This window comes from Streptomyces sp. Inha503 (assembly GCF_047215865.1).
Lineage (GTDB): Bacteria > Actinomycetota > Actinomycetes > Streptomycetales > Streptomycetaceae > Streptomyces > Streptomyces lycopersici.
On the sequence record NZ_CP178360.1, the window covers coordinates 11,510,404 to 11,523,636 of the forward strand.

General features: G+C 69.5%; 7 protein-coding genes. 3 read left to right on the forward strand and 4 right to left on the reverse strand.

From position 1 onward, the window contains the following. Nucleotides 1-7: 7 nt before the first annotated feature. From ACJX2R_RS47420 to ACJX2R_RS47430, 3 genes are all read right to left on the reverse strand, one after another. Nucleotides 8-1,186: an FAD-dependent monooxygenase gene (locus ACJX2R_RS47420; protein ID WP_413105195.1), complete on the reverse strand. Its 1,179-nt coding sequence runs from the start codon at nt 1,184-1,186 to the stop codon at nt 8-10. Then, nucleotides 1,183-6,849 carry an amino acid adenylation domain-containing protein gene (locus ACJX2R_RS47425; protein WP_413105196.1) on the reverse strand — a complete coding sequence of 1,889 codons (5,667 nt, stop codon included), beginning with the start codon at nt 6,847-6,849 and terminating at the stop codon, nt 1,183-1,185. The genes ACJX2R_RS47420 and ACJX2R_RS47425 overlap by 4 nt, the downstream gene beginning before the upstream one ends. A gap of 440 nt (nt 6,850-7,289) precedes the next feature. After that, the gene (locus ACJX2R_RS47430; RefSeq protein ID WP_413105197.1) at nt 7,290-7,856 is read right to left on the reverse strand and encodes a TetR/AcrR family transcriptional regulator; all 567 of its coding nucleotides are present in this window, start codon (nt 7,854-7,856) and stop codon (nt 7,290-7,292) included. Nucleotides 7,857-7,944: 88 nt separating this feature from the next. Here ACJX2R_RS47430 and ACJX2R_RS47435 point away from each other — a divergent pair, with 88 nt between their 5' ends. Continuing rightward, entirely contained in the window at nt 7,945-8,868 is a 924-nt protein-coding gene (locus ACJX2R_RS47435) for an SDR family oxidoreductase (RefSeq protein ID WP_413105198.1), read from the forward strand. 348 nt (nt 8,869-9,216) lie between these two features. Then, a complete protein-coding gene (locus ACJX2R_RS47440; RefSeq protein ID WP_413105199.1) occupies nt 9,217-10,842 on the forward strand; it encodes a DHA2 family efflux MFS transporter permease subunit in 1,626 nt (541 codons plus the stop codon). Nucleotides 10,843-10,934: 92 nt separating this feature from the next. On the opposite strand, the gene ACJX2R_RS47445 is transcribed toward ACJX2R_RS47440, so the two are convergent. Further along, nucleotides 10,935-12,098, reverse strand: a complete 1,164-nt coding sequence (locus ACJX2R_RS47445) for an ROK family protein (RefSeq protein WP_413105200.1) — start codon at nt 12,096-12,098, stop codon at nt 10,935-10,937. A 168-nt stretch (nt 12,099-12,266) separates the two neighbouring features. Between ACJX2R_RS47445 and ACJX2R_RS47450 the strand changes: the two genes are divergently transcribed. Continuing rightward, on the forward strand, nt 12,267-13,226 hold the full coding sequence (locus tag ACJX2R_RS47450) for a carbohydrate ABC transporter permease (RefSeq protein ID WP_413105201.1): 960 nt from the start codon (nt 12,267-12,269) through the stop codon (nt 13,224-13,226). Nucleotides 13,227-13,233: the final 7 nt, after the last annotated feature.

A 13,233-nucleotide genomic window follows, 5' to 3' on the forward strand; every position in this document is an offset into this window, starting at 1 on the left:
CCGCTTCTCAGACAAGGTCCACCGCCGGGACCGGCGGGAAGGCGAGCACAGCGGTGTCCTCGGCCACCAGCCTGCGGCGCGGGGCGCAGCGGAGCCGGAGGTCCCGGAGGGTGCGCCGCCAGGGGTTCTCCAGGTGCTGGGCGTCGCTGGCCGCCCGCGAGGCCGTCACCAGAAGGCGGGTCCGCTCGCGGCGCAGGTCCTCGTACCGGCGCAGGCCCTGGACCGGGTCACCGGCCGCTTTCAGGCAGGTGGCGAGTACGACGGCGTCCTCCATCGCCACGGCGGCGCCCTGGCCGAGGCTGGTCAGCATCGGGTGCGCGGCGTCGCCGAGCAGCGTGACCGGCCCCCGGCCCCAACGCTCCAGGAACGGCCGGTCCTGTGCGGGGACCGCGAGGATGTCCTCCTCCGGAGTGACCCGGATGACTTCCCGCACCTCGTCGGCCCAGCCGGTGTAGGCACGCAGGATCTCTTCCTTGCCGCCGCGCCAGTGGTGCGAGTCCTGGGCGGGCATGTTCTTGGTGCCCCACCAGTAGGCCCGGCCGTGGCCGATGTCGATCAGTCCGAATCGTTGGCCGCTGCCCCAGTAGTGACCGACGTAGCCACCGGTGAACCGGCTGTGTGTGAAGGGGACGATGCCCAGCCAGCAGACGTAACCGCCGTCGCGGGCGTCGTCGAGCCCGGCCAGTTGGCCCCGGACGGCGGAGTGGAAACCGTCCGCGCCGATCAGCACATCGCCGCGCGCCGCGCGCCCGTCGTCGAAGACGACCTCGGCGCCGGCGCCGGAGTGCCGGAATCCGGTGGCGGTGGCGCCCAGTTCGATCCGGCAGTCGTCCGCCTGGACGAGCAGTGCCTGCTGGAGGTCGGGGCGGCCGATGCAGAAGCTCGGTGCGCCCAGGTCGCGGCAGACGTCCGGGAAGGGCCTGGTCTTGATGAGCCGGCCGCTGCCGGTCCTGATCTGGAACAGTTCGATCCGCCGGCCGTACTTCTCGAGGTGCAGGTCGATGCCGAGGCTCGCCAGCGCGTTGACCGCGTTGGTCATCACCGAGAGCGCGGAGCCCATGGCCCGCAGCTCGGTGGCCCGCTCGTAGACCTCGACCTCGATGCCGACCCGGCGCAGGGCGATGGCGGTGGTCAGTCCGCCGATGCCCGCGCCCACGACGATCGCCTTGAGCGGTCCTCGGCTCACCGGGCACCTCCGGTGGTCTCGTCGACCATCCGCATGATCTTCGCGGCCATCACGGGTACGTACGGCTCTTCCATGATCAGCAGGTGGTCGCCGGGCACCTCGACCACGGTGAGTTCACCGGTGGTGCGCCGGCCCCAGCCGTTGTCGGGTTCCCGGTGCAGGGTGCCCGCGGTGGTGTGCATGTCCAGCAGGACCTGCGGCAGCGGCTGCGTGGCCCGCATCAGGGTGAAGTCCAGGTCGAACGTCTCCTTGCTGTAGTCCAGGGCGGCACGCCAGTTGGCCGCGTACACGCCGAAGAGCCGGCGCACGATCGCCGCGGAACTGCCCGGCGGCAGCACGCCCAGGTCCACACCGCGCTGCGCGATGAACTCGAACTTCTCCGCCAGGGTGGCCATGTCCCGCGGGATGTGCGCCGCGGGCGATTCGCCGCCCAGTTCAAGGAAGAGCAGCTCCCAGAAGAACCAGGCCAGCAGGGCGTCGTCGTCGATGCTGGTGAGCTTGCCGGGCTCCAGCGCGACCGTGTCCAGCAGGAACACGTTCGAGGTCCGCTCACCCTCCTGCTGGAGTTGCCGTGCCATCTCCAGCGCCACGAAGCCGCCGAAGGACCAGCCGCCGAGGGCGTAGGGGCCCCGCGGCCGCACCTTCCGGATGGCCGTGAGATAGCTGCTCGCCAGTTCCGGCACGGATCGCAGCGGCTCGCTGCCCAGTTCGGTACCGGGCGCCTGAAGGCCGTAGAACGGCTGGTCGGCCGGGAGGTGCCGGTTCAGCTGGGTGAAGCACAGCACGTTGCCGCCCGCCGGGTGCACGAAGAATAGCGGGGGGCGCGTGCCGTCGGTGCGGAACGGAACGAGCGGATCGAACGTGGCCAGCGCACCGCCGGAGCGCAGGAGCCCGGCCAGGCCCGCGACCGTGGGAGTGGTGACGAACCGCGACATGGGGATGTCCGTCCCGTACCGCTGCTTGATCAGGACGATCAGGCGCATCGCGGTGAGCGAGGTGCCGCCCAGGTCGAAGAAGTCGCTGTGCACCCCGACCTGGGGCACCTGGAGCAGCTCGGCCAGGATCTCCGCGAGTGTCCGCTCGTACGCGTCGCGCGGCGCGGTGGTCTCGTCGGGTGCGTCGGTCCGCAAGGGGACGCGGCGCAGCGCCGAGTCGTCCCGCTTGCCGCTCGGTGTGAGCGGGAGGCTCGGCAGCCACTGGATGTGCGAGGGGACCATGTGCTCGGGCAGGGTCCGGCGCAGTTCGGCGCGGATCCGCTCCAGACCGGCCTGGGTGTCCCCGTCGGCGTCACCGACCAGGAAGGCGGCGAGAAAGGCGTCCGTGCCCTCCCGACGGCGGGGCACCACCGCGACCTCGCTGATCCCCCGGAAGCGGTCCGGGTTGCCGGTGATCGTGAGCTCGACCTCGGCGGGCTCGACGCGGAATCCACGCACCTTCACCTGTGAGTCCGCCCGGCCGAGACAGAGGATGTCGCCGCCGGGCAGTACCCGGCCGAGGTCGCCGGTGCGGTACAGCTTGCCCTCGCCGGTGAACGGGTTCGGCGGGAAGCGTTCGGCGGTCAGCCGCGGTCTGCCGATGTAGCCGTCGGCCAGGCAGGCGCCGTCCAGGTAGATCTCGCCCCGGCTGCCCGTCGGTGTCGGCCGTAATCGCTCGTCCAGCACATGCACCGCGCAGCCCGCGATCGGCGAGCCGATGGGGGGAAGGGACGGGAACGCGCTCGCCGGTCCGGTCATGGTGAAGCTGGTGACCACGTGTGACTCGGTGGGGCCGTACTGGTTCTCCAGCACTACGTCGGGCAGCGCCGCACACAGCTGCCGGATCTCCTCCGTCACCCGCAGTTGCTCACCCGAGGAGACGATGACCCGCAGATGGCCCGGCACCAGGCCGAGTGCGTGCGAGACCTCGGCGAGCTGCTGGAGCGCGACGTAGGGCAGGAAGACCCGTTCCACCCGGGCGGTGTCGATGAGTTCGAGCAGCACCCGGGCGTCCCGGCGCTGCGTCTCGGAGAGCAGCCGGAGGGTACCGCCGGAGGTCAGGGTGGAGAAGATCTCCTGGAAGGAGACGTCGAAGCTCAGCGGCGCGAACTGGAGTGTGGTGCCGCCGGGTGCCCCGCTGGGCGCGCTGTTCTGCCAGGCGATCAGGTTCGCCAGTGAGCGGTGCGGCATCCGCACGCCCTTGGGCTCTCCGGTGGAGCCGGAGGTGAACAGCACGTAGGCGGTGTCCTCGGGGGAGATGGCCGCCACCGGCAGGTCCTGGGCGCCGGGGTGGCTCCGGCCGGTGACGGTCTCGAGCAGCAGCACGTCTTCCCGGTCACCGGCGAGGTGGGCGTGTGCGGGGTCGCTGATGACGCGGACGGGCCGTGCCTGCTCCAGCATCAGGCGCAGCCGCCGCGCTGGGTAGCTCGTGTCCAGCGGGACGCTGGCCGCACCGGCCCGGGCGATGCCCAGGACCACCGCGATCAGCTCCGGCGATCTGTCCAGTGCGATCGCCACCCGGTCACCGGTACCGACCCCGGCGGCACGCAGGTGTCCGGTGATCCGGTCGGCGGTCTGCCGCAGTTCCCGATAGGTCCACCGGCCGCCGTCGAAGGCCACCGCGATCGCGTCCGGGGTGCGTGCGGCCTGCTCGGCGAAGAGGGTGACCACATCCGGGGGTGTCGCGGCCCGAGGTGTCCGGGCCGGTTCCGGCGAGAGGAATCCGAAGTCCACGCGCTCCTGGGGACGTTCGGTGAGCCGCCGCAGTACGTGGATGTAGGTGTTGACGAACAGCTCGGCGTGGTCGGGGGTGAAGACGGTCCCGTCGAAGTCGGCACGTAATCGGATGCCGTCGTCGACCGGGTCGACATACGCGTTGACCAGGATCTTGAAGTTGGTCTCCTCCCAGGTGCGGAAGTCCAGCAGCCGTACCTGGGGCAGCCGGAGCGCGGCGGCCAGCTGGTTGAAGTGGACGTAGTTGAAGGCGGACTCCAGGACGAAGTCCCCGTCGTCGTCATCCTGGATGGCGCTCAGCGGGTAGCGCCGGTGGGGGTGGCTTTCCTGCTCCCGTGCGAACAGCGTGCGAGCCGTCTCGAGCCAGGTCAGTCCCGAGGTGTTCACCCGGACCGGCATGCTGTTGAGGAACAGGCCGAGGATCCGCTCCGCCTCGGGAACCTCGGGCCGGCCGTGCGTGATCAGACCGGTGACGAAGTCCTCCGCGGAGAACTGTGTTCCCAGCGTGAGGCAGTGGGCGGCGAACAGCACGGATTTGACGGGGAGTTCGTGCTCGGCGGCGAAGTGGCGCACGGATTCCTCCAGGCGCGCGGGCAGCTCGGCGTGGTGCACGACCTGCCCCGTGCCGCCGGGGGACCGGGAGAGGCGGAATCCGTCCAGCTGCGGCGGTGCCGCGCCGCTCAGGGCCTTCTGCCAGTACTCGCGGCTGTCCGCGGAGTCCAGCGCGAGCAGTTCCTCGCGGACGTGGTGGGCCGGTGAGGGCAGTTCGCCGTCCGGGACCGCGGCGATGTCCGCGCCGATGCCATGCGCGTAGTCCTGGAACAGCTCGGCTATCAGGTTCGCCACGCTGCCGCCGTCGAGGATCGCGTGGTGGAAGCTGAAGACCAGTTCCAGGGCGCCGTCGCGGACGTGGACCTGGAACAGGTAGAGGGGTGCCTGTTCGAACTCGTACCGGAAGAACCGCCGTTGCTCGATATGCGCCAGGATCGCGGCGTCGGCGTCGGTCTTCGGCAGGGTCCGCAGATCCACGATGTTCAGCCCGCCCCGCACCTCGTGGTGCACGAGCTGTAGCGGCTGCGAGTAGGAGGCCAGGTCGAAGGAGGAGCGCAGCACCGGGTGACGCCGGACGAGCCCGGCGAAGGCCGCCCGGAACTCCTTCTCGTGCCAGGCCGCGGCGATCGAGTACTGGAACACGTCGTTGTACACCGCGGAGTTCTCGTGTCGGCGGCTGTGGTACAGCAGCCCGAGCTGCACCCGGGTCAGCGGAAAGGCGTCCTCGAGTGCCGTGAGCCGTCCTCGGTCCACGGCGGGAACCAGCTCCAGGGGCGCCAGGGCGGAGGACTTCGGCTCGTTTCCGGAAGTCCGGACCGCCTGGGTGGCCAGCTTCGCGACCGTGGGGCTCTTGACGATGTCGGTGACGGAGAAGTGGATACCCTTCCGCTCGCCCGCGGCGCGTACCTTCAGCATCGTGATCGAGTCGCCGCCGAGCACGAAGTAGTTGTCGTGGACGCCGACCGAGGGCACGTTCAGCACCTCGGCCCAGATGGCTGCCAGCTCGGCCTCCATTTCGGTACGGGGGGTGCCGTCACCGGACTCCGGCAGGGCCTCCTCGGAGTGTGACCGGCCGTCGGCCTGCCGCGCGCTCACGCTCGGCAGGCTCCGCATGGCGGCCGTCGCGGGGAGTGCGCCGACCGGGCGGTCCGGCTGGTCGAGTCCCTGCCGGATCAGGGTACGTACCGCCTGGACGACCTCGGTGATGGGAAGGTCGTCGTCGAAGACATCGGCGGCGTACACCAGATCGACACCCAGTTCGCTGGTGTCTCCATGGGCCTGGACGACGATCGCGAGCGCGTTGCCCTCGAGGAGTTCCAGCTCCATGCCGGTGTGCACCGACAGACCGGGCACACTCGGCGGGGCCGGGAAGTTCAGATAGCTGATCGTCACGTCGAAGAGCGGGCCGACGTCCGCCGGGGACCGGTCGCGCAGCACATCCGCGAGCGGAACGCGCTGATGTTCCTGGAGCTCGCGGACGCGGCCCCGCACCCGCTGCGCCAGCTCCGTCATCGACCGGCCGCCGTCGGCCGCGACGCGTAGCGGCAGCACATTGGTGAACAGGCCGAGCACCTGCCGCTCTTCGGCCGAGTGCCGGTTGAGCATGGGGATGCCGAGGATCGCCTCGTCCGTCCGGTGCATCCTCGCCAGGCAGGTGCCGAAGGCCGCCGCGATGACGGAGAACGGGGAGTTCCCACCCGCCAGGATCCGGTCGACGACTTCCGCTTCGACGACGAAGGAGGTGCGGCGGCCGAGCGATGGGGCGGCGTTCTTCCGGGCGAAGAGCCGGGGTTCGGCTCCGGACAGGGCGGAGTTGAGGAACTGGCGGTCCTGCCTGTAGGACTCGGAAGCGCGATAGCGGGTGTCCTCGGCGATGAAATCCACGAAGGACGGCGCGGTGAAGTCCGTGGCCTCCTCGCCCCGTCGCACTTCCGCGTAGCGGACTCGGATCTGCTTCCTGACCTCGTGCAGTGACCAGCCGTCCGAGATCAGGTGGTGCGCCGTGAGGTGGAAGTGCGCCTCGGTGTCGCTCGTGCGCAGCAGTACCGCGTCGTACAGCCGCTCGCCCAGGACCGGCAGCCGTACCGCCCCGCGCTCGTCCGCCCGGGCCGCACGGGCCGCCTCCGCGTCGGTCCCGGCCCGGAAGTCCACCACCGTCAGCCGTGGCTCCTCCGGCTCCAGCCACTGGTAGGGCTCGCCATCGGCGCTTCCGAAGCGGATCCGGAACGCGTCGTGGCGGGCCAGTACGTGCTCGACGGCGGCCTTCAAGGCCTCCAGGTCGATGTCCCCCGAGAACTTTTCGCGCAGTGAGATCGAGAATTGTGGTGACGTGGGTGAAAGGGCGTCCGAGAACCAGATGTCCCGTTGGTAGGCGGTGAGCGGGTACAGCGGGCGATCACTCATATGGCTCTTCCTCGGCTGGGTCGAGAGAGTGTGCGTCTTGTCGTGGTGCGTACCGCGGTCGTTCGGGGTGACGTGGCTTCGGGAACGGGCGTGACGAGGTCCGGTCCGGCGGGGCGTACGGATCCGCCGGCCAGGGTTTCGGGGTCCGCCAGTGGTCGCGGTTCGGGAATCCGGCTCAGGCCGCGGGGCCTACATGCCGGTCAGGTGCGTCCGGCAGCGCGCTGGGCGCCGACGGGAGTCCGCCGCGCGGAAGGTGTCCCGTGGCGGCTGCCGCCACGGCAGGGTCAATCGGCCTGCGAACCATGGTGTGAGCGTGCGGAAGCCCTCCATGGACAAGCAGGCTAACAACGCGGAGGGGAAAAGATGATGTTCTGTGGACACAACTAGTGGAAGTACTATCCACAGAGCGTGACGGGGCGTGTCGGCAGCCGGGACGATGCCTAGTCGCGCGCGGTCACGGCCTTGAGTTCGTCCAGCGATTCCCGCATCAACCGCGACATCTCACGTTCCTCCGGTGCCGTGAGCCAGAGCTCGAAGCCGACCTTGAAGACGGCGACCGCCGCCTCGGCGGTCAGGCTCGCGGCCGGTTCCGCGACACCACGTCGGCGCAGGGCGTCGGCGAGCGCGGCTGACATCGAGGCGAGCTTGATCAGCTCGCGCTCCCGGAGTTCCGCGTTCGCCACGATGACGGCCTGGCGCTGCCGGGCGTGCTCGCGCCGACCCTCGAACGCCGTGGAGACCGCGTCGAGCCCCGCCGTTATCGCGTCGATCGGCGCCACGGACTCCGGCGCCTCGGCGACGGCGGCCACAAACAGCTCCTGCAACGCGCTCGAACCGTCGAACAGCACCTCGCGCTTGTCGGCGTAGTGCCGGAAGAAGGTCCGCTCGGTGAGGCCGGCCCGTTTGGCGATCTCCGCCACCGTGGTCTGTTCGTAGCCGAGCTCGCCATAGAGCTCCAACGCCGCCTTCGCCAGGCGTCCGCGCGCGTTCGGCTCCCATCTACCCATGCTGGGATCCTACCGCGATGGCAGTGACTGACATCAGGTGCTAAGGTCTGATGACAGTCACTGACATCGATGATTCGGAGTATCCCTCATGCGCGTCTTCGTAACCGGTGCGTCCGGTTGGATCGGCTCCGCAGTCGTTCCCGAGCTCATCGGCTCGGGGCACCAGATTGTCGGGCTCGCCCGCTCCGACACCTCCGCCGCCGCCCTCACCGCCGCCGGGGCGGAAGTGGTCCGCGGCACCGTTGACGACCTCGACGTCCTGGGGAGCGCCGCCGCCGCGTCGGACGGTGTGATCCATCTCGCCTTCAAGCACGACATCGCCTTCACCGGCGACTTCCAGGGTGCCGCCGAGGCCGACCGCCGCGCCGTTGACACCTTCGGCGACGCGCTCTCCGGCACCGGCCGCCCCTTCGTCCTCGCCTCCGGCCTGGTCGGCCTCGCGCCCGGGCGGGTGGCGACCGAGCGGGACACGCCCACGATCGACGGTTCGCCGGTCTCGGTCCGGTCGGCCACCGCCCAGGCGGTGCTCGCACTCGCCTCGCGAGGTGTGCGCTCGTCCGTGGTGCGACTGTCTCCGACCTGCCACGGTGAGGGGGACAACGGCTTTATGGCGGCCCTGGTCGCCATCGCCCGGGCCAGGGGTGTCTCCGGCCACATCGGCGACGGCGCCAACCGCTGGCCGGCCGTCCACCGCCTCGACGCCGCACGGCTGTTCCGCCTGGCGGTCGAGAAGGCCCCGGCGGGATCGGTGTTGCACGGTGTCGCGGAGGAGGGTGTCCCGATCCGGGACATCGCCGAGGTGATCGGCCGTCACCTCGAGGTACCGGTGGCCCCTGTGGCCCCCGAGGCCGCGGCCGAGCACTTCACCTGGCTCGGCGGCTTCCTCGGCCAGGACGTCGCGGCGTCGAACGCCCTGACCCGCGAACTGCTGGATTGGCGGCCGACCCACCCCGGCCTCCTCGAAGACCTCGACAAGGGCCATTACTTCCGAGTCCCCGCCACCCCCTCCTGATCCACATCCGCCACGAAGGGATCGAGCGCGTCGCCGTCCGGGTCATCTCCCGTAGGTGCGGGCCGAATACGGTGTGTTAAGCTCCCAACCGGCTTCTCACCGTTGGGCATTCCGCCTCGCCAACCAGCTTCACCCGGGTCCCGATGACACGGGGAAGGTGGAAGTCACTCATCACATCCTGGAAAAGGGTGTTCTGTGATGGTGGCGACGCGTGTCGGCCCTTCTGGTTCCATCCGAGCCCCGGGGGATCTGCCCGGGACCGTGTTCCAGCCATATCGCCTTTCCGGCATCAGCGGCCTGGTCCGTGTCACCGCCCCGCAGACGGTTCCCCTCAGGGAGGTCTCCGGAGTGCCGGAAGTCAAATCCCCCGAGCAACCCACCACGCGGCGTCCGTGGCTGGTTCTCGCGATCATGTGCATCGGCTTCTTCATGTCGTTGCTCGACGGATCCATCGTCAACGTAGCCATCCCCACGCTGATCCACAGCATGGACGCCTCCTACGACCAGGTGCTGTGGGTCATCGACGGCTATCTGCTCCTCTTCTCGGTGCTGCTGATCACCACCGGGCGGCTGGGCGACATCTTCGGATACCGGCGGCTGTACGTGATCGGCATCATCGTCTTCACCATCGCCTCGGCGCTGTGCGGGCTGGCCGGTTCACCGCCCCAACTGCTGGCCGCCCGGCTGGTCCAGGGAGTGGGCGGCGCGCTGCTGTTCCCGCAGGTCATCTCGTCGATCCTGACGATCTTCCCGCCACGACTGCGTGGCAGGGCGTTCGGCCTGTTCGGGGCGATCGTCGGCTTCGCCCCGATCGTCGGCCCGGTCCTCGGTGGTTTCCTGCTCGCCCACCTCAGCTGGCGCTGGATCTTCTTCATCAACGTACCGATCGGGATCGCCACCGCCGTACTGGCGCTGACCTTCGCCCCGCCCATGCGCTCGGAACGCCGACACCGACTCGACCTGGCCGGTGTCGCGCTGGCCACCGCCGGGCTGAGCGGCATCGTGTTCGGCCTGATCGAGGGAGAACGCTACGACTGGGGCACCATCACCGGGCCGATCAGCATCACCTCGGTCATCGTCGCCGGCGTCGCGCTGCTGGCGGTGTTCGTCCTCCGGCAGCACCGGCAGCGGGACGAGCCGCTGATGCCACTGGCCCTGTTCCGCGCGCGCAACTTCGCGGTCGGCAACTGGGTCGGGTTCGTCTTCCAACTGGGCATGATCGGCATCATGTTCGTGCTGGTGCTGTACTTGCAGATGGTATGCGGGTACTCGGCGCTGGAGACCGGCCTGGTGGTGCTGCCGAACGCCGTGCTCACCGCCGTCGGCTCGATGTACGCCGGGCGGCTGTCGGACACGTTCGGCGGTAAGTACGTCCTGCTGACGGGGATGACGCTGCTGGCCGTCGGCCTGCTGGTGCTGGTCGCCATGGTCGGCCCCGGCAGCGGCGCATGGAGCCTGCTGCCCGGTCTGACCATCATCGGGATCGCCAGCGGCGCCACGTTCGCGCCATTGCAGCAGGCCACCATGGACGGTGTCGATCCCCGGCTGGCCGGGGCGGCCTCCGGAGTCTCCAGCACCACCCGGCAGATCGGCGGTGTCCTCGGCACCGCCGTACTGGGCGCCCTGCTGTCGGCCCGTCTCTCCTCGACCCTGCGCGGCGAGGCCGGGAAACGGGCCGGTCGGCTACCGGAGGATCTGCGTGCCCAGTTCATCGACCGCAGCACCGCCGCCGCACATGACTACCGTCCGCCCACGCCGCCCGACGGCCTGAACCCCGCCACGGCCGGCCTGTACGAACGCGTCACCGCCGACACGTTCGCCACCGGCTTCGTCAACGCCATGCAGACCGCCCTCATGGCATGCGCCGTGGTCCTGGTGGCCGCCGCCCTGTGCTGTTTCCTGTTCAGCCCGCACAAGAAGCCGACGGCCACGCCCGCTCCGGAGCGGCGAGCCGAAACCACACCGCACGACTGACCCGGCGATGACAACGGTCGCGGCCCGGTGGCCGCGACCGTTGCGCGGACGCCGTCATCGCCGCGAGCCACTCCGAAGACGCGGCGTCCTGCCTACGCCGAGCCCAGGACCAGCACCTGGATAGCCAGGACGGCGGCGCCGCGGGCCCAGTCGTGGAAGTCGGAAACCTTGGTTTCGAGGTTGACCTTGTCGGCCTGGGGATGGCGGTTGGCGAGGATGGCCTCCTCCACCGCCGCCCCGGCCACGTCGACCAGGCCCACCCCCTCGCCGGCCAGCAGGATCTTCTGGGGCATCGCGAAATTGGCGATCTGGGAAACGATCGTGCCGAGGGCCCGGGCCGCCTCGTTCACGACCCGGGCGGCCATGGGCTCGCCATCGGCGGCGAGGCCGAGGATCTCCTCGTACGTCATCTCCCGGCCGGTGGCGGCATGGAGCTGGTAGCGGATGCTGGGGATGGTCAGCAGGGAGACGGCGCTGCCGCGTTCTCCGTACGGGGTGAGCGGCCCGTGGGGATCGACCATCCAGTGCCGTCCCCGGCCGAGGCTCAGACCGTCCTCGGAAGAGACCACCCTCCTGCCGCCGCTGACCAGTCCGTAACCCAGTCCGGCCCCGATGGTGAGCACCGCGAACCGGTCGAGGCCGCGGCCCGCGCCGAACCAGCACTCGGCCTCGACCAGCGCCGCCACGTCGTTCTCGACGACCGTCGGCAGCCCCGTCCGCTCCTCGACCAGTTCGGCCAGCGGCACCTCGTCCCAGTCGAGGAAGGGCGACCGGATGACGACCGAGCGGTCCCGGACACCGGCCCCCACCCCGATGCCTATCCCGGCTGCCCGGGGATGCGCCCGGGTGAACTCCTGCGTCATCTCGCGCAGCAGATCGATGATCGCCGCGGGCTCGTGTGTGGTCAGCGGCCGCTCGTCGCGGGCCATGATGTCGCTGCGGAGCGTGGTGACAACCCCGTACACCATGTCCTCGGTGATCTTGAAGCCGATGAAGAGCCGGGACTCGGCGACCATGTCCAGCGGCTGCGAGGGCCGTCCCTGGCGCACCTCCGCCAATGCCGCACCCTCGGTGCCCTTCTCGACCAGCAGACCCGATTCGATCAGCGGCTTGGTCAGCCGGGTGAGGCTGCCCGCCGAGAGGTTCAGCCGACGGGCGAGTTCGGCGCGCGACAGCGGACCGTGCACGAGCACCTCGATCGCCACCGCGCGTTCCCCGGGACTCAGCGGCAGCCAACTGGCGTCAAGTGTGGTCATCAGGGGCCGACTCCTCCATGCTTTTCTTTCGCTTCAGAAGTAATTCTGTCACTCTACGACATCATGCGTCGCCTCAGAAGACGCTTGCACAACTCTTGACGGCTGGATTCTTCCGCGTCAAAAGTAAGTGTCCACCTGAGGACGAGCCGCAGACGAAAGAGCCTCCTGATGACCGTCGCCTCCAGCAGCCCTCCTTCGCGCCTGCCCCTGCGCCGTGCCGAGGAAGCCACATCGAAACCCAAGACCCGCAGAGGCCGGGGAGCCGGTGACGACGGAGCCCTCGCGGCCGTCTTCATCGCCCCCGCCCTGTTCGGCTTCCTGGTCTTCCTGCTCTGGCCGACGCTGCGAGGCATCTATCTGAGCTTCACCCGCTTCAATCTGCTGACTCCGGCCGAGTGGGTCGGCCTCGACAACTACGACAGGATGATCCGCGACCCCGTCTTCTGGCGCTCGCTGGCGGTCACGGTCGAGTACGTGGCCATCAACATCGGGGTGCAGACGGTCGCGGCCCTCGCCATCGCGGTTCTGCTCCAGCGGTTGACGCGGTCGGCCGTACTGCGGGGCATCGTGCTCACCCCGTATCTGATGTCGAACGTCGTCGCCGGCATCGTCTGGCTGTGGATCCTCGACACCCAGATGGGCATCGGCAACGAGATCCTCCAGGGTCTCGGCTTCGACCGCGTTCCCTTCCTCGCCGACGAGACCTGGGCGATCCCCACCATCGCCCTGATCAACGTCTGGCGGCACGTCGGCTACACCGCGCTTCTCCTCTTCGCGGGCCTCCAGGCGATACCGAACGACATGTACGAGGCGGCCAGGGTCGACGGCGCGAGCGAGTGGCGGATGTTCTGGCGGATCACGATGCCACTGCTGCGGCCGGTGCTCGCGGTCGTGCTCATCATGACCGTGATCGGTTCGTTCCAGGTCTTCGACACCGTCGCGGTGACCACCGCGGGCGGTCCCGCGAACGCGACCAATGTGCTCCAGTACTACATCTACGGCGCCGCCTTCGGCCGCTTCCAGTTCGGCTACGCGTCCGCGATGTCCGTCGCCCTGCTGGTCGTGCTCAGCGTGATCACCATCGTCCAGTACCGGCTCACCCGGGCCGGCCAGACCGATCTCGGCTGACGGAGGG